This window comes from Chitinimonas sp. JJ19 (genome assembly GCF_036961565.1).
In the GTDB taxonomy this organism is placed as follows: Bacteria; Pseudomonadota; Gammaproteobacteria; order Burkholderiales; family Chitinimonadaceae; genus Chitinimonas.
The window spans coordinates 35,175-55,681 of the sequence record NZ_JBAMDD010000008.1; the positions used below are offsets into that span (position 1 = coordinate 35,175).

At 60.8% G+C, this 20,507-nt stretch carries 23 protein-coding genes and 3 tRNA genes; 11 read left to right on the forward strand and 15 right to left on the reverse strand.

Annotated elements, in window-relative coordinates; all coding sequences use genetic code 11:
• The 4 genes from V7714_RS11455 to V7714_RS11470 all read right to left on the reverse strand — a co-directional run bounded on the left by V7714_RS11455 (position 1) and on the right by V7714_RS11470 (position 2,507).
• Positions 1–621 (reverse strand): NYN domain-containing protein, encoded by a 621-nt coding sequence (locus V7714_RS11455; protein WP_284194973.1) that lies wholly within the window; start codon positions 619–621, stop codon positions 1–3.
• A gap of 97 nt (positions 622–718) precedes the next feature.
• Positions 719–1,363 carry a hypothetical protein gene (locus V7714_RS11460; RefSeq protein ID WP_335709843.1) on the reverse strand — a complete coding sequence of 215 codons (645 nt, stop codon included), beginning with the start codon at positions 1,361–1,363 and terminating at the stop codon, positions 719–721.
• A gap of 32 nt (positions 1,364–1,395) precedes the next feature.
• A complete protein-coding gene (ubiE, locus tag V7714_RS11465; RefSeq protein ID WP_290333355.1) occupies positions 1,396–2,136 on the reverse strand; it encodes a bifunctional demethylmenaquinone methyltransferase/2-methoxy-6-polyprenyl-1,4-benzoquinol methylase UbiE in 741 nt (246 codons plus the stop codon).
• Entirely contained in the window at positions 2,133–2,507 is a 375-nt protein-coding gene (locus V7714_RS11470) for a DUF971 domain-containing protein (protein ID WP_335709844.1), read from the reverse strand. Before V7714_RS11470 ends, ubiE begins: the two co-directional genes overlap by 4 nt.
• A 189-nt stretch (positions 2,508–2,696) precedes the next feature.
• On the opposite strand from V7714_RS11470, the gene phoB reads away from it, so the two are divergent.
• The 3 genes from phoB to tal all read left to right on the forward strand — a co-directional run bounded on the left by phoB (position 2,697) and on the right by tal (position 6,044).
• Positions 2,697–3,383, forward strand: a complete 687-nt coding sequence (gene phoB, locus V7714_RS11475; protein WP_284194977.1) for a phosphate regulon transcriptional regulator PhoB — start codon at positions 2,697–2,699, stop codon at positions 3,381–3,383.
• An 85-nt stretch (positions 3,384–3,468) separates the two neighbouring features.
• Positions 3,469–4,782 carry a phosphate regulon sensor histidine kinase PhoR gene (gene phoR / locus V7714_RS11480; RefSeq protein WP_290333357.1) on the forward strand — a complete coding sequence of 438 codons (1,314 nt, stop codon included), beginning with the start codon at positions 3,469–3,471 and terminating at the stop codon, positions 4,780–4,782.
• A gap of 188 nt (positions 4,783–4,970) precedes the next feature.
• Complete coding sequence (gene tal / locus V7714_RS11485) at positions 4,971–6,044, forward strand: transaldolase (protein WP_335709845.1); 1,074 nt, start codon at positions 4,971–4,973, stop codon at positions 6,042–6,044.
• Between the two features lie 62 nt (positions 6,045–6,106).
• On the opposite strand, the gene V7714_RS11490 is transcribed toward tal, so the two are convergent.
• From V7714_RS11490 to folD, 10 genes are all read right to left on the reverse strand, one after another.
• Complete coding sequence (locus V7714_RS11490) at positions 6,107–8,011, reverse strand: potassium transporter Kup (RefSeq protein ID WP_335709846.1); 1,905 nt, start codon at positions 8,009–8,011, stop codon at positions 6,107–6,109.
• Positions 8,012–8,186: 175 nt separating this feature from the next.
• On the reverse strand, positions 8,187–8,744 hold the full coding sequence (gene ampD / locus V7714_RS11495; RefSeq protein WP_335709847.1) for a 1,6-anhydro-N-acetylmuramyl-L-alanine amidase AmpD: 558 nt from the start codon (positions 8,742–8,744) through the stop codon (positions 8,187–8,189).
• Positions 8,728–9,180 (reverse strand): GFA family protein, encoded by a 453-nt coding sequence (locus tag V7714_RS11500; protein WP_335709848.1) that lies wholly within the window; start codon positions 9,178–9,180, stop codon positions 8,728–8,730. Before V7714_RS11500 ends, ampD begins: the two co-directional genes overlap by 17 nt.
• Positions 9,177–9,809 (reverse strand): endonuclease III, encoded by a 633-nt coding sequence (gene nth, locus V7714_RS11505; protein WP_335709849.1) that lies wholly within the window; start codon positions 9,807–9,809, stop codon positions 9,177–9,179. Before nth ends, V7714_RS11500 begins: the two co-directional genes overlap by 4 nt.
• Positions 9,810–9,831: 22 nt before the next feature.
• Positions 9,832–10,182, reverse strand: coding sequence for a PilZ domain-containing protein (locus V7714_RS11510; protein ID WP_335709850.1), 351 nt, complete (start codon positions 10,180–10,182; stop codon positions 9,832–9,834).
• Positions 10,183–10,218: 36 nt separating this feature from the next.
• Positions 10,219–10,449 carry a hypothetical protein gene (locus tag V7714_RS11515; RefSeq protein ID WP_335709851.1) on the reverse strand — a complete coding sequence of 77 codons (231 nt, stop codon included), beginning with the start codon at positions 10,447–10,449 and terminating at the stop codon, positions 10,219–10,221.
• Entirely contained in the window at positions 10,446–11,189 is a 744-nt protein-coding gene (locus V7714_RS11520) for an RnfABCDGE type electron transport complex subunit B (protein WP_335709852.1), read from the reverse strand. Before V7714_RS11520 ends, V7714_RS11515 begins: the two co-directional genes overlap by 4 nt.
• Entirely contained in the window at positions 11,186–11,758 is a 573-nt protein-coding gene (locus V7714_RS11525; RefSeq protein ID WP_335709853.1) for a GNAT family N-acetyltransferase, read from the reverse strand. The genes V7714_RS11520 and V7714_RS11525 overlap by 4 nt, the downstream gene beginning before the upstream one ends.
• Before the next feature lie 3 nt (positions 11,759–11,761).
• Positions 11,762–12,787: a quinone-dependent dihydroorotate dehydrogenase gene (locus V7714_RS11530; protein WP_335709854.1), complete on the reverse strand. Its 1,026-nt coding sequence runs from the start codon at positions 12,785–12,787 to the stop codon at positions 11,762–11,764.
• A gap of 13 nt (positions 12,788–12,800) precedes the next feature.
• Positions 12,801–13,655 (reverse strand): bifunctional methylenetetrahydrofolate dehydrogenase/methenyltetrahydrofolate cyclohydrolase FolD, encoded by an 855-nt coding sequence (folD, locus tag V7714_RS11535; RefSeq protein WP_335709855.1) that lies wholly within the window; start codon positions 13,653–13,655, stop codon positions 12,801–12,803.
• Positions 13,656–13,775: 120 nt separating this feature from the next.
• Between folD and V7714_RS11540 the strand changes: the two genes are divergently transcribed.
• The 5 genes from V7714_RS11540 (at position 13,776) to V7714_RS11560 (ending at position 17,181) form a co-directional block, all read left to right on the forward strand.
• A tRNA-Pro gene (locus tag V7714_RS11540) sits at positions 13,776–13,852 on the forward strand.
• Positions 13,853–13,893: 41 nt separating this feature from the next.
• Positions 13,894–13,970: transfer RNA gene (locus tag V7714_RS11545), tRNA-Arg, on the forward strand.
• A 52-nt stretch (positions 13,971–14,022) separates the two neighbouring features.
• Positions 14,023–14,098, forward strand: a tRNA-His gene (locus tag V7714_RS11550).
• Between the two features lie 597 nt (positions 14,099–14,695).
• Entirely contained in the window at positions 14,696–16,078 is a 1,383-nt protein-coding gene (locus V7714_RS11555) for a DNA cytosine methyltransferase (RefSeq protein ID WP_335710006.1), read from the forward strand.
• A gap of 38 nt (positions 16,079–16,116) precedes the next feature.
• Positions 16,117–17,181: a PmeII family type II restriction endonuclease gene (locus V7714_RS11560; protein ID WP_335709856.1), complete on the forward strand. Its 1,065-nt coding sequence runs from the start codon at positions 16,117–16,119 to the stop codon at positions 17,179–17,181.
• Positions 17,182–17,570: 389 nt separating this feature from the next.
• On the opposite strand, the gene V7714_RS11565 is transcribed toward V7714_RS11560, so the two are convergent.
• The gene (locus V7714_RS11565; RefSeq protein WP_335709857.1) at positions 17,571–17,693 is read right to left on the reverse strand and encodes a hypothetical protein; all 123 of its coding nucleotides are present in this window, start codon (positions 17,691–17,693) and stop codon (positions 17,571–17,573) included.
• Positions 17,694–18,004: 311 nt separating this feature from the next.
• On the opposite strand from V7714_RS11565, the gene V7714_RS11570 reads away from it, so the two are divergent.
• From V7714_RS11570 to V7714_RS11580, 3 genes are all read left to right on the forward strand, one after another.
• A complete protein-coding gene (locus V7714_RS11570) occupies positions 18,005–18,382 on the forward strand; it encodes a DUF2237 family protein (RefSeq protein WP_335709858.1) in 378 nt (125 codons plus the stop codon).
• Between the two features lie 55 nt (positions 18,383–18,437).
• Entirely contained in the window at positions 18,438–19,085 is a 648-nt protein-coding gene (can, locus tag V7714_RS11575; RefSeq protein ID WP_335709859.1) for a carbonate dehydratase, read from the forward strand.
• A 123-nt stretch (positions 19,086–19,208) separates the two neighbouring features.
• The gene (locus V7714_RS11580) at positions 19,209–20,480 is read left to right on the forward strand and encodes an Hsp70 family protein (protein WP_335709860.1); all 1,272 of its coding nucleotides are present in this window, start codon (positions 19,209–19,211) and stop codon (positions 20,478–20,480) included.
• Positions 20,481–20,507: the final 27 nt, after the last annotated feature.

Consider the following 20,507-nt stretch of genomic DNA (forward strand, 5'->3'; position numbering starts at 1 on the left):
TCAGACCGGCTGTTCGTCGTTGTAGCGCTCGTTGGGCTCGCGCCAACGGTCAACAAAACGCAGACGGCTCTTCACCGGATCGGTATCCACCTCGATGATGCGGCGTGCATAGGGCCGCAGTACATCAGCGATGCTGTTGAGCGAACCGATCAGGTAGAGATCGACGTTCTCGTACTCCACCAGGTTCTGCACCGGCTCATGGAAATCGCCATCGCCGGCAAACAAGGCCAGCTTGGTCCATTTGCGCTTATGGAAGGAACGGGTCATGTGATAGACCAGGCCCACGTCAACCGCCTTTTGGGTGGTGATCTCGTAGGTCACATGTGTCTGCTCGGGGTGCACCACTGGGCCGCCGCCAAGGTGGTTGGGCCAGTACAGCTGTTTTTTCTGCAGCCAGTAGTTCTTCACCCGCAGGCCAGGGCCCTTGGGATAGGGAAACGACAAGGCATTGTGCAGCTTGGAGGACATGGACTGGTTGTCGTCGGCATTGAAGAAATAGCCTTCATCCACCTGGTCACCCAGTTCCTCTTCTATCAGCTTGCGCAATTCCAGGTAGTTGATCTTTTCCCGGCCGAATGCCTTATAGGCATAGGCGCCGTCGATAAACAAACCAATGCTCATTTTTAACGTTCCCAGCAAGTCAATAAATCAAATTATCGAGTGTCGGCCAAGTTTCCACCTCCGGCCGTTTTGCTGCATGGCGTCCACCATGCCGCTTTTAGTCCAGTAACGCCAGCACCACGGCAAGCCCGGTACCTACCAGATCGATCGCATCAATCAGGTTGCCGCTGCCGTTGCTGGCCTGCGCCGGCACTGGCGCCGGCCTCGCGGCCGGTGCAGCAGCCGCTTGCGGTATGGGCACGGCACGATAGCCTTCCAGCGCCTTGGCCACCGCCTCCTTGTCCAGCACCGCTACCGGCGCACGGCAGTAGCCGCAGGCCTCGTCCTTGCGGATATCGACCGGCGCACCACAGCCCGTGCATTTGACCTGGGCCACGGTCACCGCCAATGCCTGCCGCTCCGGTGCGCTCAGGTCGCGGACAAACTGCTTCTCGCGCAGAAAATGCCAGAACCCGATCAGTCGGCCATGCCCTGCGCTGCAGCGATGGTAGACAAAGCGGTTATTGCGCACTGCATCGTGAGTCAGCTGCATAGCAACGCCACAGCGTACGCAGTTAAACTTGTCAGGCAGGCCGTAACGGCCTTCTTCCTTATGGACATGCAACAATTCGAACAGTTGCACCACCGCCTGGGGCGCCAACTGGGCGCTCTCGTGCTGGTCCAGCCAGATCAACTGGCAGCTGAAGCAGAAGTCCAGTTCCACCGTGCCGCCCTGGCGGCGGGCATAGTGGGCCGCTGTCATCGGTGCGCGGCAACCGGGGCAAGGCACCGCCATCAGAGTTTGAAGCCTTTATGCAGTGCCACCACGCCAGCGGTCAGGTTGAAGTAGTCCACCTTGGCAAAGCCCACGTCGCGCATCATCTGGGCCAGTTCTTCCTGGCCTGGGTGCATGCGTATGGACTCCGCCAGATACTGGTAGCTGGCCGCATCATTGGCCACCAGCTCGCCCATCTTGGGCAGCAGCTTGAAGGAATACAGGTCGTACAGCGGCGCCAGCGGCTTGGCCACCTTGGAGAACTCCAGCACCAGCAGGCGACCGCCGGGCTTCAGCACGCGCAGCATCTCGGCCAGCGCGGCATCCTTGTGGGTCATGTTGCGCAGGCCGAAAGCCACGGTAACGCAATCAAAATAATTCGCCGGGAAGGGCAGCTTCTCCGCATCGCACTGGGCCACCGGGTTCAAGTAACCCTTGTCCAGCAGGCGGTCACGCCCCACGGTCAGCATGGAGCTGTTGATGTCGGTCAGCCAGACCTGGCCGCTCTTGCCCACCCGCTTGAGAAAAGCCAGCGACAGATCACCCGTGCCGCCAGCGATATCCAGCACCCTGCCGCCCTCGCGCACACCACTCTGGGCAATGGTGAAGGCCTTCCATACCCGGTGCAGACCACCGGACATCAGGTCGTTCATCACATCGTATTTCTTGGCCACAGAATGGAAGACCTCGGCCACTTTCTGGGCCTTCTGCGATTCGGCAACGGTCTTGTAGCCAAAATGGGTGGTTTGGTCTTCGCTCATACGGGGTCTCGAGAGAGGCCGGCAAGCGCCAGCCTTTGCAGGTAGTCGTTCCAGTTGGCCGCCTGATCGCGGCCCAGCTCGTACAGCGTATCCCAGCCATACAGGCCACTGTCGTGGCCATCGTCAAACACCAGCTTCACGGCATAGTGGCCTACCGGTTCAATGCCGCGTATCCCTACCAGGCGCTTGCCCGGCACGGTCTGCATAGGCCCGCCATGGCCACGCACCTCGGCTGACGGGCTATACACCCGCAGGTATTCGCAAGGCAGGTGATAGCGCGCACCATCGTCGAACGCCACCTCCAGCACACGGCTGGCCGCATGCAGGGTAAGTTCGGTAGGAATGGGGCTATCGGAGCGCAGGCCAGCCATGGGGAAGCGATATCATGTACACGTCAACTCACTATGATACCGCGTTGGGCCGCCTGCCGGGTATGGGTATATCCCAGGCATGGGGCAAGGCAGCGCATTATAATCTGATGACTTGTAATATTTCCGTCACGCTGGTTACTTAAGCTCGCAACAACTCCTCAATCCAGAGCACAACAGAGCCTACCCAAGATGCCAGCCAATATTCTGCTCGTCGAAGATGAACCCGCCATCCAGGAACTGATCGCCTTCAATCTGCAACAGGCCGGACACCACGTCCTGCGCGCCGATTCTGCCGAGGCCGGCATGAGCGTGGTGAGGAACGCCCTGCCCGACCTGATCCTGCTGGACTGGATGCTGCCCGGCATGTCCGGCATCGAGTTCGCCAAGAAGATACGCAGCGACGAGCGCACCCGGCAGGTGCCGGTCATCATGCTGACCGCCCGCTCGGAAGAGACCGACAAGATCAACGGCCTGGAGACCGGGGCCGACGACTACATCACCAAGCCCTTCAGCCCCCGCGAGCTGCAAGCCCGCATCAAGGCGGTGCTGCGCCGCCGCGCGCCACAGATGACCGACGACCTGGTCGAGGTCAAGGGCCTGTCGCTGGACCCCGCCACCCACCGCGTCAACGGCAACGGCCAGCCCATAGACCTGGGCCCCACCGAGTTCCGCCTGCTGCACTTTTTCATGACCCACCCTGAGCGCGTGCACTCCCGTGCCCAATTGCTGGATCATGTATGGGGCGACCATGTATTCGTGGAGGAACGCACGGTGGACGTGCATATCCGCCGCCTGCGCTCGGCGCTGGAGGCCACCCGGCACGATGCACTGATCCAGACCGTACGTGGCACCGGCTACCGGCTCTCCGCCCTGTAAACTCGGCACAAGCCGATAGTGGTCGCGGCACGGCGGGGCTATCAGGCCGCCGTGCCTACTGCGTTTTTCTGAACGGACTGACTTCATGTTCTGGTGGCGTACTGCCGCGCTGCTGTTAGGCGCAATCTTCCTGGCCCTGCTGCTGCAGCCCATCGTCGGCTGGCGGATATCGCTGGCCGTGCTGTCGGGCAGCCTGCTGGCCCTGCTGGGCTATCACCTCTACAACCTGGATCGCCTGGGCCGCTGGCTCAACGACCCCACCCCCGATACTGTGCCGGAAAGCTACGGCGCCTGGGAAGGCGTCTACAGCCGGCTGTACCGCATGGTGCGGGCGCAGGGCAAGAGCCAGCGCAAGCTCTCGGCCGCCCTGGACCGCTTTGTGGCCGCCGGCGAAGCCATGCCCGAGGGCGTGGTGGTGCTGGACAGCAATGACCGCATCGAATGGTGCAACCCGCGCTCCATGCAACACCTGGGGCTGGATCGCAAGAAAGACCTGGGCCAGCATGTGGCCTATCTGGTACGCCTGCCCGCCTTCCAGCACTACCTGACCACCCAGGACTACAGCCAGCCCGTCATCCTCCGCAACGTGGCCGGCAGCGACACCATACTCAGCGTGCAACTGGTGCCCTTCGACAGCACCCGCAAGCTGCTGCTGACCCGCGACATCACCCAGCTGGAGCGGGTGCAGACCGTACACCGCGACTTTGTCGCCAATGTCTCGCACGAGCTGCGCACGCCGCTGACCGTGGTAGGCGGCTTTCTGGAAACCCTGATCGACATGCCCGATATGGATGTCGCCACCCGCCAGTCGCAGCTGAAAATGATGTTTGACCAGACTGGCCGCATGCAGCGGCTGGTGGAAGACCTGCTGACGCTGTCGCGACTGGAAAGCGGTGCCGAAGGCCGCGAGGACAGGGTCGATGCCGTGCAACTGGCGCAGATCCTGGCTGCCGAAGCCGAGGGCCTGTCCAAGGGCCGCCACCAGGTGTGCGTGGAGGTACTCAGCGAGGCCGGCCTGCGCGGTAACTATGACGAGCTGCACAGCGCCTTTGGCAACCTGGTCAGCAATGCCGTGCGCTACACCCCCGAAGGCGGCCAGATCAGGCTGAAGTGGCGGCTGGAAGACGGCTGCGGGGTGTTCGCCGTGGAAGATACCGGCCTGGGCGTCGAAGCCCAGCACATCCCCCGCCTGACCGAGCGCTTCTACCGGGTTGATCGCGGCCGCTCCCGCTCCACCGGCGGCACCGGTCTGGGCTTGGCCATCGTCAAGCATATCGCCCAGCGCCATCAAGCCAAGCTCGAAGTGAGCAGCGAGCTGGGCAAGGGTAGCTGCTTCCGTATCCGCTTTCCCGCCAACCGGGTGCTGGAACCGCAGGAGTTGCTGCTGAGCAGCAAGTAGGTCGCCCCAAGAGGCCTCAATGTCTCGACAGGCAATGCCGCATTGCGACCAAAGTGCGTTTTCTGGAAGCGCCCCGGAGCAGCGCAAAGGCAGTTCATAGCTTGTCTAGACTGCCATTGGTGCCTGTTGCCCTGGGCTCACGGTCTACCCTAAGATGGGCCTCTTTGTTCCACCTGCAAAGCGTTGCCATGAACCCCCTGCTTGTCGCCAAATCCCTGGGCCAGCGCATCTGGCTGGACAACCTCTCCCGCGAACTGCTGGCCGGTCCGCTACAGAAACTGATCACCGAAGACGGCCTGGCCGGCGTGACCTCCAATCCGGCCATCTTCCAGAAATCCATTTCCTCCGGTGCCGGCTACGGCGACGACCTGGCCCGCCTGAAAGCCCAGCCGCTGAGCGCCGAGCAACGCTTCGAGGCCCTGGCTGTGCCTGACGTGCAGGGGGCTTGCGACCAGTTTGCCGCCAGCTATCACGCATCCGCCGGCCTGGATGGCTATGTCAGCCTGGAGGTCTCGCCCTATCTGGCCCGCGATGGCGCCGGCACCCTGGCCGCTGCCCAGCGCCTGTGGGCGGCGATAGACCGACCCAATGCCATGATCAAGATACCGGCGACGGCCGAGAGCCTGCCGGCCTTTACCGCCGCCATTGCCGCCGGCATCAATGTCAACGTCACCCTGATGTTTGGCCAGCAGCACTGCGACGCCGTGTTCGACGCCTACGTCGCCGGCCTGCGCCAGCGTATCGCCAGTGGCGGCAGCGTGGCCCAGTTGCGCTCGGTGGCCAGCCTGTTCCTGTCCCGCGTTGACACCCTGGTAGATACTAGGCTCGATGGCCTGGGCCAGGCCGGCCAGGCGCTCAAGGGCAAGGTCGCCGTGTCGGTCGCGCGGCAGGCCTATGCGCGCTGGCAAGCCCGCTGGCACGGTGCCGAGTGCGCCGATCTGCGTGCCGCTGGTGCCCATATGCAACGCCTGCTGTGGGCCAGCACCGGCACCAAGAACCCAGCCTATCCCGACACCCTCTATGTGGATGAGCTGATCGGCCCCGACACCGTCAACACCCTGCCCGACGCCACCCTGGCCGCCTTCCGCGACCACGGCAAGGCCCAGCCACGGCTGCTGGACGACCGCGAGCAGGCAGCCGCCGTACTGGCGCAGTTGGCGGAACTGGGCGTGGACATGGATGCCGTCTCGGCGCAATTACAGGCTGATGGCCTCAAACTGTTCGACGAAGCCTTCGACAAGCTGCTGTCCCTGCTGGCCTGAACGATAGCCCCAGAAACGCAAAAGCCGGATCACTGATCCGGCTTTTGCGTTTCTGGCGGTAGCTACATCTCGACCTGCGTACCCATCTCCACCACCCGGTTGGCCGGAATCTTGTAGAAATCGGTGGGACGGGAGGCATTGCGCTGCATCCAGGTAAATACCTTGAGCTGGGGCCAGGACATATCGTAGCGCTTGGCCGGATGGCGATCGCAGATGATGGTCTCGCGCGAAAGGAAATAAGAGGTGGTCATCTCGTCGCAAACCAGGCCATGGTCACGCTCTGCCAGCACCAGTATCTCGGGCACCGACGGGTCTTCGGTAAAGCCGTAGGTCGCCACGATCTGCCAGAACGATGCCGACAATCGCGTCACCTTGAGCTTATCCTTGTCCGCCACCTTGGGCACATCGGTAGAGCCTATGGTGAGGAAGATTACCTGCTCGTGCAGCACCTTGTTGTGCTTGAGGTTATGCAGCAAAGCATGTGGCGTGGTATCGGCGCTGCCGGTCATGAAGATGGCCGTCCCCTCCACCCGGTGCGGCGGGCTGGCCTCTATGCTCTGTACGAACATCTCCAGCGGCAGTTCGCCATCGTGTATGCGGTGGAACAACTGTCGCCTGCCTCGCTTCCAGGTAAACATCATCACCAGCATGACCAGGCCTACCGCCAGGGGGAACCAGCCCCCGGTAGGTATCTTGGGTACATTGGCCGCCAGCAGTGCGATGTCGATGGTGGCAAATGCCACCAGCAGCACCCGTATGGCTCGGGTGCGGCCAGGGTTGTTCACCTGCTTGAGCGCCACAAACGCCGTAGCGGTAGTCATGATCATGATGCCGCAGATGGCAAAACCATAGGCCGGCAGAATGTTGGCCGAGGTCTTGAAGCTGAACACCAGCAGCAGCACGGCCACACACAGCGCCCAGTTAACACCGGGGATATAGATCTGGCCGATCTCGCTATCGGAGGTATGCTCGATATTCATGCGCGGCATATAGCCCAGCTGTATGGCCTGGCGGGTGATGGAGAACACCCCAGAAATCAGCGCCTGTGAGGCGATCACGGTGGCGCCAGTGGCCAGTATCACCAACGGCAAGATCATGCTCTTGGGCGCCAGCAGGAAGAAAGCCTGGCCGACGGTGCTGGGGTCGTGCAGCGCCAAGGCGCCCTGGCCATAGTAGTTGAGCAGCAGGGCCGGCAGCACCACGCCAAACCAGCCATACTGTATGGGCTTGCGGCCAAAATGGCCCATGTCGGCATAGATGGCCTCGCCGCCCGTCACCACCAGCACCACCGCGCCCAGCGACAGGAACGCCAGTAATGGCTGTGCCGCAAAGAACTGGATGGCGTAATGCGGCGACAACGCCTTCAACACGCTGGGGTCGCGCAGGATGCCGCCTATGCCCAGCACGGCCAGCGACAAAAACCAGAGCACCACCACCGGGCCGAAGAACTTGCCTACTCCGGCCGTGCCGTGCCGCTGCACGGCAAACAGCACGATGATGATGACCACGGTCAGCGGCAGCACCAGGCGCTCAAATGCCGGGTCGATGACCTTGAGCCCCTCCACCGCAGACAGCACCGATACCGCTGGCGTCAGCACCCCGTCGCCGTAGAACAGCGCCGCACCGGCGATGCCCAGCAGGATAAAGATGGAGAACTGGCCACGCTGGCGCTGGGTATTGCGCAGCGCCAGGGCCATCAGCGCCAGAATGCCGCCTTCGCCGTTGTTGTCGGCGCGCAGCATAAACAGCACGTACTTGAACGAGATCACCAGCAGCAGCGCCCAGGTGATCAGCGACAGGATGCCCAGCACATTCGCCGGATTGGGCACCAGCCCATGATGCGGGCTGAAGCACTCGGCAAAAGCGTAGAGCGGGCTGGTGCCGATATCGCCGTACACCACCCCCAGGGCGGTCAGCGTCAGGGCGGCAAGCTTCTTGGGGTCTTGTGGGTCTTGCGTGGCGCTCATGTCAGCTTTCTATGCAGCAAACAAGGTAAGGGGCGAGCCCGACTGCCCTGCAGGCGTCGGGATGCGCCCTGATGGCGGCGGATTATAGACCTGCCGCGCCAGCATGGTGCGATGCAATAAGGATAATGCCGCCGAATGGTGCAGCCTTTGCCACACCAGCTTGCTGGTTTGCCACCTAGCCCGATACATCTCGCCCCGCCTGGAAGGTGGCCGGGTAGCGCTCCCAGTTAAAATAAGGGCCAGGATCGGTCTTGCGCTCGGGGGCAATATGGCAATGCCCCAACAGGTGCCGTATCGGGTAAGCCTCGGCCAGGGCGGCCAGCAGGCCATCCAGCGCGTGGTACTGGGCTGCCTCATAAGGCCAGGCGTCGCCCCCCTCCAGCTCTATGCCTATGGAGAAATCATTGCAGCGCTCGCGCCCCTGCCAGCGCGACACACCGGCATGCCAGGCACGCGCCAGGCAGGGCACAAACTGGATGATCTCGCCATCGCGGCGGACAAAGAAATGCGCGGAGACCCGTACATGCTGCAGCTCCTCGAAACAGGCATGCACGGCCGGATCGCAGGTATTGGTAAACAACCGTATCGGGCCGTCCCCGCCAAACTCGCCAGGCGGCAGACTGATCGAGTGGATCACCACCATATCGATGGCCATGCCCTCAACCCGTGCGTCCTGGTTAGGCGAAACTATGCGCCGCACGCCGTCCAGCCAGCCTTCAGCGTCTATCTTCATGGTGCCAGGCCTCCATCAGTTCGCCAAAGCCGTCGGGGTTGCCGGGGTAGCACAGGCCCTGCAATGCGGGCCGCACCCAGGGCTGGGCGCTGTCGGTCCAGATATGGCCAGCCGGCTGCAGGCCAGTGCTATCGTCCAGGCTGCCGGGCTTGATGCTCAATATCTCGTTGCCGACCACCTGGTGGAACAAGCGGCTGCCGCAAACCGGACAGAAGCGGCATGCCATCTGCCTACCCGAGGGCAGATCACGCGTCCAACTGGCCAGGCTGCCGCGCAACAGGGTCAGCTCCGCCCCCCGCAGCCACAGGGCCATGCCGAATGCACTGGCAGATTGCCGCTGGCAATCGGTGCAGTGGCAGGCAAACAAGGTCAGTGCTTCGCCGCTGACGCGGTAGGCCACCGCCCCGCATTGGCATGCCCCGCTATAGGACGTCACTCGCTCTTGCCCTTGTAATCGCACAGGTCACGCACGATGCACACCGGGCAATCCGGCTTGCGCGCCTTGCAGACATAGCGGCCGTGCAGTATCAGCCAATGGTGTGCATCCAGCATGAACTCGCGGGGTATCACCTTCACCAGCTTGTCCTCCACCGCCCGTACATCCTTGCCCGGCGCCAGCCCGGTACGGTTGGACACCCGGAATATATGGGTATCGACCGCCATGGCAGGCTGGCCAAAGGCCGTGTTCAGCACCACATTGGCCGTCTTGCGACCCACCCCCGGCAAAGCCTCCAGCGCCTCGCGGGTCTGCGGCACCTCGCCATCATGCAGCTCCATCAGCATGCGGCATAGTTCTATCACATGCTTGGCCTTGCTGCGGTACAAACCTATGGTCTGGATATAACGCTCCAGCCCATCCTGGCCCAAGGCATAGATGGCAGCCGGGGTATTGGCCACCGGATACAGCTTGCGGGTGGCCTTGTTGACGCCCACGTCGGTCGCCTGGGCAGACAGCACCACGGCCACCAGCAGCTCAAACGGGCTGCTGTATTCCAGTTCGGTACGGGGCTCGGGGTTCTGCGCGCGCAGGCGCTCAAAAAAGGCGCGGCGACTATCTTTGTTCAAGGTGTGATTTCCGGCGGCGTGGCTACGCGGTCTGCTCAACGTGGCGGATAAAGGATTCGATCAGGGTAGCCGTCGCGCGCGGATCAGACACAAAATCGACGAACGCCAGACCCACGTGATAGCGGTTGCCCTCTATCGGCCGGCAACTGGCGATGCGGCAATGCGCCTGCACGATATGCTCGCGGCCATCCAGCGGCAGCATGAAATAGACATGGCAGTCACCGCCGGTGGCTATCATGCGGTCATGCTCGATACCCAGGCCGGCACTGGAGATATCCTCGATATTCCCCAGCAGGCCAGGGCCTTGTCTGGGGACAACCTTGACCCAGGTCTTGAAGCGGATACGGTTATGCAGTCGGGTATTGAGCTTCATGATCCATGTATAGGTCGTCCGCCAACCCGTGCAGGGCTATTGCGGCTTTTTGTCTTTTTTCTCCGGCAGCACCATCACGGTCTGCCAGACCTCCGCCTCGCGCATTTGCGCCAGCTCGCGCTTGTGCCGCATATGCCTGACACCAACCACAACCAGCAGCAGTGGCAGCAGCAGCAAGAGCAGCAAAGCCAGCGAGTTATAGCCGTAAAACAACAGGACGAGAAACAGGACGGTAAAGCCTGCCGCCCCCCAGATACCCATATTCATTGCGATTCATCTCCGTTTTTGCCGGGCGGCGCCAACCTGGCGGCGGCCTTGGCCATGATGGCCTCAAGTTTGGCACGACGCGCCGCCGCCGGGTCTAGCGCTGGGGCGGCCAGATCGGCCGCCTGTCGGCTCGCCGCCTTATCCAGGGCCGCCGCAATCTTCGCCTGCTTGGCCGCATCGGCAAAATGCGGGTCATCCCGCTTGGCCAGCGCCTTGGCAGCCAGCCTGTCCGCCCGCTCACGCTTGTCGCGCGCCACCCGCGCCAGATGGAAACGATGGCGCGCACGCCACTGCACCGCCTGGGCCTCCCGCGCCACTGCAGCCGTGGGCCGCATAGCCGGTACCATGCTGATGCAATCCACCGGGCACGGTGCAATGCACAGCTCGCAGCCCGTACACTCATCCACCAGCACTGTATGCATCAGCTTGGCCGCGCCCAGTATGGCATCCACCGGGCAAGCCTGGATACACAGGGTGCAGCCTATGCAATGGGTTTCGTCTATCAGCGCCAGGGCAAACGGCTTGGTCTCCCCATGTACGGGATTCAGCGGCACCAAGGGCCGCCCGGTCAAGCCGGCCAGCAGCGCCACCCCCTCTTCACCGCCGGGTGGGCACTGGTCTATACCAGCCTCCCCCGCCGCAATGGCCTCGGCATAACGATGGCAGTCGGGGTAGCCACATTGCGTGCACTGGGTCTGCGGCAGTACCGCATCAATGCGCTCGACCAGGGTCAGGTTCACTGCAGGTCCTCGGCGATCAGCGAGTACCAGGCACTATCACCGGCTGAGCCATCAGGCCGCTTGCAGTAGCGGCGCAACACGCCCTCAAACTGGAAGCCCGCCTTCTCGGCCACCCGCCGGCTGGCGATATTATCGGCCAGGGCATAGATATGCACCCGTGGCAGGCCCAATTCGCGCAGGCCGAATTCGGCCAGCATGCGCGCGGCTCGAGTCATGACGCCACGCCCGTGGCAGTCGCTGCGCAGCCAATAACCGAGGTTGGCATGGTGGGTCAGCGGGCTGTTCTCTATCATCAGCCCTATGCCCCCCAGCAGGCTGCCATCGCGGACATCCTCGATCACGCAGGCGTACTTCTGGCCAGATGGCCAATCCTGTATGCAGCGTGCCACCCACTGCTCCGCCGCCCCCAGGTCGTAATCCGCATTGCACCAGGCCAGCCAGCGCCCCACCACCTGGCGCGACACATCCACCATGGCATAAAACGGCGCCACATCGTCGAAGCGGAAAGGCCGCAGCCGTATGGTGCCGTCCTGCAACTGCCAGTCTCGCGGCAAGGTCTGCGCAGCCATGCCTCAGCCCTTGCGCGCGCGGATGGCGCGTATGCTCTCAGCCACCAGGGCCGGGCCACGGTAGATCAGGCCGCTATAAATCTGCACCAGCGAAGCACCGGCCTCCATCTTCTCGGCAGCATGGCTGCCTTCCAGTATGCCGCCCACACCAATGATGGGTACGCGGCCATTCAAGGCGGTGGCCAGCGCCCGTATCACAGCGGTGGATTTGGCCCGTACCGGTGTACCGGACAAGCCACCGGTCTCCTTGCCATGGGCCAGATGCTCAACCCCCACCCGCGACAGCGTGGTGTTGGTGGCAATCACCCCATCAAAGCGATATTCCACCAGCAAACGGGCGATTTCCTGTATCTGCTCGCCTTCCAGATCCGGCGCAATCTTCAGCGCCAGCGGCACATAGCGGCCATGGCGCACCGTCAGCCGCGCCTGCTCGTCCTTCAGCGCCGACAGCAATTTCTCCAGCTCATCCGCCCCCTGCAACTGCCGCAGGTTCTTGGTATTGGGCGAAGAGATATTCACCGTCACATAGCTGGCATAGGGATAGACCCGCGTCAGGCAGGTCAGGTAGTCATTGGCGGCCTGCTCTATCGGGGTATCGAAGTTCTTGCCGATATTGATGCCCAATATGCCCCGGTACTGCGCGGCTTCCACATTCTTGACCAGGGTATCCAGGCCGCCATTGTTGAAACCCATGCGGTTGATGATGCCCTCGGCCGCCGGCAGCCGGAACAGACGCGGCTGCGGATTACCGGGCTGCGGCCTGGGCGTCACCGTCCCGATCTCGATAAAGCCAAAGCCCAGGTCGGCCAGTGCATCGATATGCTCGCCGTTCTTGTCCAGGCCAGCACCCAAGCCCACCGGATTGGGAAAGGTCAGGCCCATCACCTCCAGCGGCCTGTCCTCCTCGCGGCTCCCCAGCACCGTGGCAAAACCCAGCGCATGCAAGGCCTCCAGGCCGGTAAAGGTAAGCTTGTGGGCGGTTTCCGGCTCAAACGCAAACAAAAGCGGGCGCAACAGGGGGTAAAGCATGGGCAGGCTCGATTCAGGGGTTCAGGTTGATGCTGGCGTCCAGCGTATTGCGCATCAGCATGGCGATAGTCATGGGGCCGACACCGCCGGGCACAGGGGTAATCCAGCTGGCTCGCTCACGCGCCGGCTCGAACTCCACATCCCCGCACAGCTTGCCATTGTCCAGCCGGTTGATGCCCACATCAATCACGATGGCACCTGGCTTGATCCAGTCGCCCTTCACGAAATTGGGTATGCCCACCCCCGCCACCACCACATCCGCCGCCCTGACCTTGTCGGCCAGGTCGCGGGTCTTGCTGTGGCAGATCGTCACCGTGGCACGCGCCAGCAGCAGTTCCAGCGCCGCCGGGCGGCCAACGATATTAGATGCGCCGACGACCACGGCATCCTTGCCTACCAGGTCCACGCCCGTCTTTTCCAGCATCACCATCACGCCATGCGGGGTACAGGGGCGCAGCAACGGCATCTTCAGGGCCAGGCGGCCAAAGTTATAGGGATGAAAACCATCCACATCCTTCAAGGGATTGATGGCCTCGATCACCTTTTCGGCATCAATATGCTTGGGCAGGGGCAACTGCACCAGGATGCCGTCCACACTCGGGTCGGCATTGAGCTTTTCCACCAGCGCCAGCAGATCCGCCTCGCTCAGGCTGGCCGGGAACTCATAGGACAGCGAGCGAAAACCGGCCCGCTCGCAGGCTTTTTTCTTGTTGCTGACATAAACAGCCGAGGCAGGATCATCGCCCACCAGCACCACAGCCAGTGCCGGCGCCCGCCGCCCCAACGCCAACCGGGCGTCAACCTGGCTGCGAACCTCATCGATGATTTCAGCAGAAATCAGCTTGCCATCAAGTAGTTGTGCGCTCATTGCGTGCTCCGATCGGCGGTGGCCAGTTGATGCAAAGGGCTGAATTCTCGCATTTTTTGCGTTTTGCCCCAAGTAGTAGCTTGACAAGGGTGCCGCCCCACCTTAGTATTCTGCCCTCTTCGGGGCGTAGCGCAGCCTGGTAGCGCACCTGGTTTGGGACCAGGTGGTCGTGAGTTCGAATCCCACCGCCCCGACCAAGATTTACAGTAGTACCAGGCAGTAGAATCAACCAGGCCCGGCGCCCGTAGCTCAACCGGATAGAGCAACGGCCTTCTAAGCCGTAGGTTACAGGTTCGATTCCTGTCGGGCGCGCCAACCAGTATGATCGGTTGGATGTCGCCAAGGTAGTGCCGCAGTGTTAACAGTGGTGGATGTAGCTCAGTTGGTAGAGTCCAGGATTGTGATTCCTGTCGTCGTGGGTTCGAGTCCCATCATCCACCCCAAGCATCAAAGCAATGGCCCAGTCGCGAGACTGGGCCATTTGTTTTTCCAATTGCCCCCATCCCGCGGGGTCCGTGCGCAAGGACTCCGCCACCTCCCCCACAAGAGCATTTAAGTGCTGTAGCGCTTTAGACTAACGTGCTGTTTATGATTAGCACTTCCCCTTAACTTAACGCATTTCGATTACGGCGGAGTCGATGTGGGCGGTGGCCCTTCCGGAACCGACATTCATGCGCATCATAATCCGTGGTCGTCGGTGGACGTTGGGTGGATAGGCGACTGCTCTTGACAGTCTCACTACAAAGCGGCCTGTGCCTAAATTGGGGGGGGGCAACTGCTCCACCCCTATGCCGACCGCAGTGGATACACAATTGTGTATCCACTGCGGTATGATGCGCATATGGCTACCAAACAAGTTGGCATCCGCATTCGCGTTGAGAGGTTGCTCCGAGACGAGTTCCAATCCGCCTGTTTGGCAGAGAATCGGTGCGCCTCGGAAGTGCTTCGAGAGTTCATGCGTACCTATGCCCAACATCACATGGGTGGTTTACAGGCAAGTCTCTTTTCGTCCGACGACCTCTATACACGTAAAGAATCAAATGACTAAGCGCACGGGGGCAGCCCCTCCCAAGAAGTACAACGTAATCTCTCTGTTTTCAGGAGCTATGGGGCTTGATCTCGGGCTCGATAGCACTGGCCGTTTTGAGCTGTTGGCCTGCGTAGAGAAAGTACCGGCATTTTGCGAAACGATTCGAACGAATCGGGCACAAGGGCGGCTACGTGCCGACCTAAAGGTTTTTGAGGGGGATATCTCCGAGCTTGACCCGGCAGAAGTCCTCGCAGCTTGCGGACTTAAGCCCGGGGAGCTTGACGTTCTAGTTGGAGGGCCTCCATGCCAAGCCTTTAGTACGGCCGGTCGCCGTATGGCCACGCAAGACCCTCGCGGGACTCTGCTATGGCAGTACCTCCGTTTCGTGGAATATATGCAGCCAAAGTTCTTTCTCATGGAAAACGTGAGAGGTTTGCTATCCGCTGCCTTGAGACATCGTCCGCTTGCGGAACGGCCCGAGCGTGGCGGACCACCACTTGAGCCCGACGAGCGTCCGGGCTCTGTAGTTCGACTATTTGCTGAGGATATGCAGAACATAGTTAGCCTGGACGGGAACGGCTACCACATGGATTGTTTCGAGGTAAATGCCGTAAACTACGGCGCACCTCAACTGCGTGAACGCGCACTATTCATTGGGAATCGTTATAACGTTGTAGTCGATTTTCCGAATCCAACACATGGCCCAGCGCACTCAATTTCTGAGCAAGTCTCTCTCATCGAACCTGACGTTGCAAAAAAGCCTTGGAGCACGCTCCGCGATGCCATTGGTAGCATAGACGATCCAGGCGAGGTAATTCTCGATTTCAGCCCACGTAAGAAGACCTATCTTAGTTTGATTCCCCAGGGCTCAAATTGGCGCAGTCTACCCTTGGAACTCCAGCAGGAATCGATGGGCTCAGCGTGGCATGCAAAAGGGGGGCGGTCTGGGTGGTGGCGTCGCTTGAGCTATGACCTTCCATGTCCAACGCTTGTCACCATGCCGAATCATGCAAGCACATCGCTTTGCCACCCTACAGCCGTGCGCGCGCTCTCGCTCAAGGAATATGCGCTGATTCAAGAGTTCCCAAAAGATTGGGTGCTCAAAGGTACCCCGAGCCAGCAGTATGCGCAGGTCGGAAATGCTGTCCCTGTACGACTCGGAACGGTAGCAGGAAACGTCATAGCGAAAGAATTGGACGCCCTAGAACAACGCAATTGGCTTGCAGTCGCTGCTAAGCCAGAGGGTTATAGGGTTGTATATGTACAATCGCACGTTCGAACCCGTCAATGGTTCAAGGACGGTAAGACATACGTGTGGGAAGATGGGGAAACCAACGACTCTGCAACTTATGAAGCGCCGCAGACCTTACGTAAAATTAGCTCAATGGCCTAAAAATGGTAACACAAAGAAGAACAGCTGCTCAAATACCGTTGTCCAAAATACTCAAAGCACGGGCTCACCGTTTCAACCCTGAAGACGTGGTCAGACTGTTCAGTTTAGTAACTGAGGAGCGGGTGGATTCATTGGCTGATGCGCTTGCGGCATACATCAGCACAAATTTGCCGGCGGCGTTTGAGCGCAGGGAAGGCATTGCGGATTACCGTACAAATCCATATGTTCTCATGACGTCTGCAAGCGTCATGAGGCTCGACGCACCAGAAGCCTTTGGTACATTTCTGTTTAATAGCAAGCTGTATATGGCGCTAGAGACTTCTTTTGGAAAGCAAATTGAGGCCGCGTTTGTTAGCCAATACCCAATTGGGTCAGAGAATAAATGGATTGAAGCCCCAGAAAAGCGGGAAGAATTTGATGCTCTTGAGGGACTCGGCCGGGACGAAAGAGCGCAACAAAGGCTAAATTCTGTTTGGCGCGAGATTGACAAATCTGTAGTCATTGGCGACCGACGCTATCTTACATCCATAAAAAGTGGGCCAAATACAATCAATGATACGCAAGTTCAAGGCATGACTCGCGCGATTATTGATAATTATCGCGCCTGGGTCGCGCAAACAAGAGAAACATATCCAAACGTAACGGGTATTGATGTGGTTCTCGGTTTGACATATGGAACAGACAAAACGACAAATAACAAAGAGAATCAAATTCTGGTAAAACTTTTGCAGAACGGATTTGAGGAAGAAGACCGCGATAATATGCCGGGTGTGGTTATCGACTCCGCAACTCGGTCCGTCCGTGTATATAGATGTATCGGCATGGATTTTTGGTCGTTCATTGGTCGCCCGGACAACCGCGCAGAAGCGAAATTTGTCTTTCTGGAGGTCTTGCTTGCTCTTGCTAAAGCACTGGGGCGTGGCATTGAGAACGCAGGCATTGAGACTCGGATTAACGCCAAGCTACAGCAGCTAGCACTATCACTCTCTCGACTAATGTTTCCACGCCAGAGCCTACCAAATTGGGTTCGAGATGATTTTTCTGAAAGTCAACTCTTTTGGTTCGCTACCGCAATAAGTGCCTTCTACGACGAGGGTATCTAGTCCACATCCTTGTGGCATTTGAGGCTGAAATGGCCTGGGTTTGGCCATTTCAGCAGCTTTTGCAGCATTGCCACCACCTTTCGGCGTACTGCAGGCGTAATTCGCCTACGTGTGCGTCACCATGCCACCAGCCCGACAAGCTGCCAATCCGGATCATATTGAAGACCGAGAAACTTAGATGACAACGAAGACACTGGATGATGCAGCCGCCCCATTGTCCTAATCGGCATTCACAGCAGCCCCCTCCTCTCCACCGACATCCCACTCATGATGGCTGCGCATCCACGCCAGCATAATAGTCAAGCGGCCAGCCTCAAACTCACGACCACCTGCAATACCCACACCCCGGCAGCCAACCACCCCACCAGCACCCGCCTTGGTGACCAAACCTATGCACCCAACCCCGCCAAAGCCATGATAAAGTTACGCTTGGCCTTATAGCTTGCCCGTATGGACGCCAAGTCCTCATCAAACTTGGCAGACTCGCCCTGCTGCGCGTGCAGCTTCTTCATAACGGGCATTGATGGCGCCCTCGTTGACCCTGTTCGGCAACCGCTTGAAGTACAGGGCCAGCGCCTCTTCCGGGTGGCTGGTACTGCGCATGGCAGCCGCCCGGGACCATAGCGCGATAGACGTCGGACCACCCTGTAGCATGCGCCAGGCTTCTTCGCCCTCCTGTTCTTGCGAGTAAATTCCCAGCAGCAGGCTGCGGATTCTACGCCAACACTGGCCCTATCACCGCTGGCCGCCCTCGCCACGATGGCACTTTGTCTTTTTCCCCGCTCCCACCATAATCGCTGCCATCTCAGCCTGCAGGATGCCCATGAAATACGCGCTCAATGTGCTCGGCCTACCGCTGGAGCCGTGCAGCCTCAAGCCGCTGACCGGTTTTTTCCGTGATGGCTGCTGCAATACCAGCCCCGAGGACGTCGGCCGCCATACGGTCTGCGTGCAGCTGACCCGCGAGTTCCTGGCTTTTTCCATGGCCCGTGGCAACGACCTCAGCACACCCCGGCCCGAGTTCGAGTTTCCCGGCCTCAAGCCTGGCGATCGCTGGTGCGTCTGCGCCGCCCGCTGGGTGGAGGCCCTGGTGGAAGGCGCAGCCGCGCCCATCGTGCTGGCCGCCACCCACGAGGACGTACTGGAGCTGGTGTCGCTGGAAACCCTGGTGGACTACGCACTGGAGCTACCGCCCATCTAAGAGTCCTGCCATATGAACACACCCTATTCACCGCAAACCGAGGAGTTTTCAACGCATGAGCAATGATCTCGACAACCTGTTTGCCAACAATCGCCGCTGGGCGGACAAGGTCAAGGCCGAGGTACCCGATTTCTTCGAGCAATTGGCCAAGCAGCAGACGCCGGAATATATGTGGATAGGCTGCGCCGACAGCCGCGTGCCGGCCAACGAGCTGATAGGTCTGCTGCCGGGTGAGGTGTTCGTCCACCGCAATGTGGCCAACCTGATCGTCCACTCCGACCTCAACTGCCTGTCGGCGGTGCAGTTCGCCGTCGACATGCTGCAGGTCAAGCACCTGATCGTATGTGGCCACTATGGCTGCGGCGGGGTGCGTGCGGCACTGGAAGACCGTCGCGTGGGCCTGGCCGACAACTGGCTGCGGCATATCCATGACCTGCGCCGGGTACATGGCCGCTGGCTGGAGAAGTTCCCGCCCGAGATGCACCTGGACAAGCTGTGCGAACTCAATGTGATCGAGCAGGTGGTAAACGCCTCGCAGACCACGGTGGTGCAGGATGCCTGGGCGCGCGGCCAGCAGGTCGCCGTGCATGGCTGGGTGTATAGGCTGTCTGACGGGCTGCTGCATGATATGCAGATTACCGTAGGCCACCCCGAGGAACTGATGGACCGCTACCGCGATTTCTTCAAGCGCGATCTGCCCTGATCGCCCGGCAACCCGCCCAGGCACACGCCCGGGCGGGCTTAAGCCGCTGATACAGAAAAGAAAACTGGACACATCCCGGCGATTTGCGTAGCATCCGCGCCCCTCTTGAAAAGGTGCGTTCCGATGTATTCCTCCCCTGCCCGTGCCTGCGGCATCGACTTCGGCACCTCCAATTCCACCGCAGGCTGGCTGCGGCCGGGCCAATCGGCGCTGCTGGCGCTGGAAGACGGCAAGCTGACCCTGCCCTCGGTGGTGTTCTTCAATGCCGAGGAAGAATCCGTGGCCTTTGGCCGCCAAGGCCTGGCCGAATACCTGGACGGCTACGAAGGCCGCCTGATGCGCTCGCTCAAGAGCCTGCTGGGTTCCAGCCTGATCGACGGCCAGACCGAAGTGCTGGGCCGCGCCCTGCCTTTCCGCGAGCTGCTGTCGCGCTTTATAGGCGAACTCAAGCTGCGGGCCGAGCAGTCGGCCGACCGCGAATTCGATACGGCCGTGTTCGGCCGGCCGGTGCATTTCGTGGACGACAACCCCGCCGCCGACCAGCAAGCCCAGCGCACCCTGGAGGAAACCGCGCGCGCCGTGGGCTTCAAGGAAGTCAGCTTCCAGTTCGAGCCCATTGCTGCTGCCTTCCACTATGAACAAACCATTACCCGCGAGGAGCTGGTGCTGATTGCCGATATCGGCGGCGGCACCTCGGACTTCTCGCTGGTTCGCCTATCACCCCAGCGTACCCGGCAGCTGGACAGGCGCGACGATCTGCTGGCCAACGGCGGCGTGCACATAGGCGGCACCGACTTCGACAAATACCTCAGCCTGGCCGGCCTGATGCCGCTGCTGGGCTACCGCACGCGCCTGCGCAACAACGCCGAGGTGCCATCCAGCTATTACTTCAACCTGGCCACCTGGCATACCATCAACTTCACCTATACCCGCAAGATCTGGATGGAGCTGCAAGAGGTCTACCGCGACGCCATGGAGAAGGACAAGCTGGACCGCCTGCTGAGCCTGATCGAACAGCGGGCCGGCCACTGGCTGGCCCTGCGGGTGGAGGAAGCCAAGATCGCCCTGTCCGACCAGCCCAGCACCACCCTGCTGCTGGACAGGCTGCAAACCGGCCTGACCCACGATATAGACCGCCCCACCTTCGAGCAGGCCACCGGCAGCCTGGTGGATGATGTGGAACGGACCGTAGCCCAACTGCTGCGCGATGCCGGGGTGCAGGCCGAGGGCATAGACACGGTGTTCTTCACCGGTGGCTCCAGCGGCATACCGCTGCTGCGCCGCCGCATCGCCGCCCTGCTGCCCGCTGCCCGCGCGGTCGAAGGTGACCTGTTCGGCAGCATAGGCGCCGGCCTGGCCGTGGAAGCCATGCGGCGCTACGGCCCTGCCGACTGAAGTACCGCGCATCTGGCTGGCCACCCA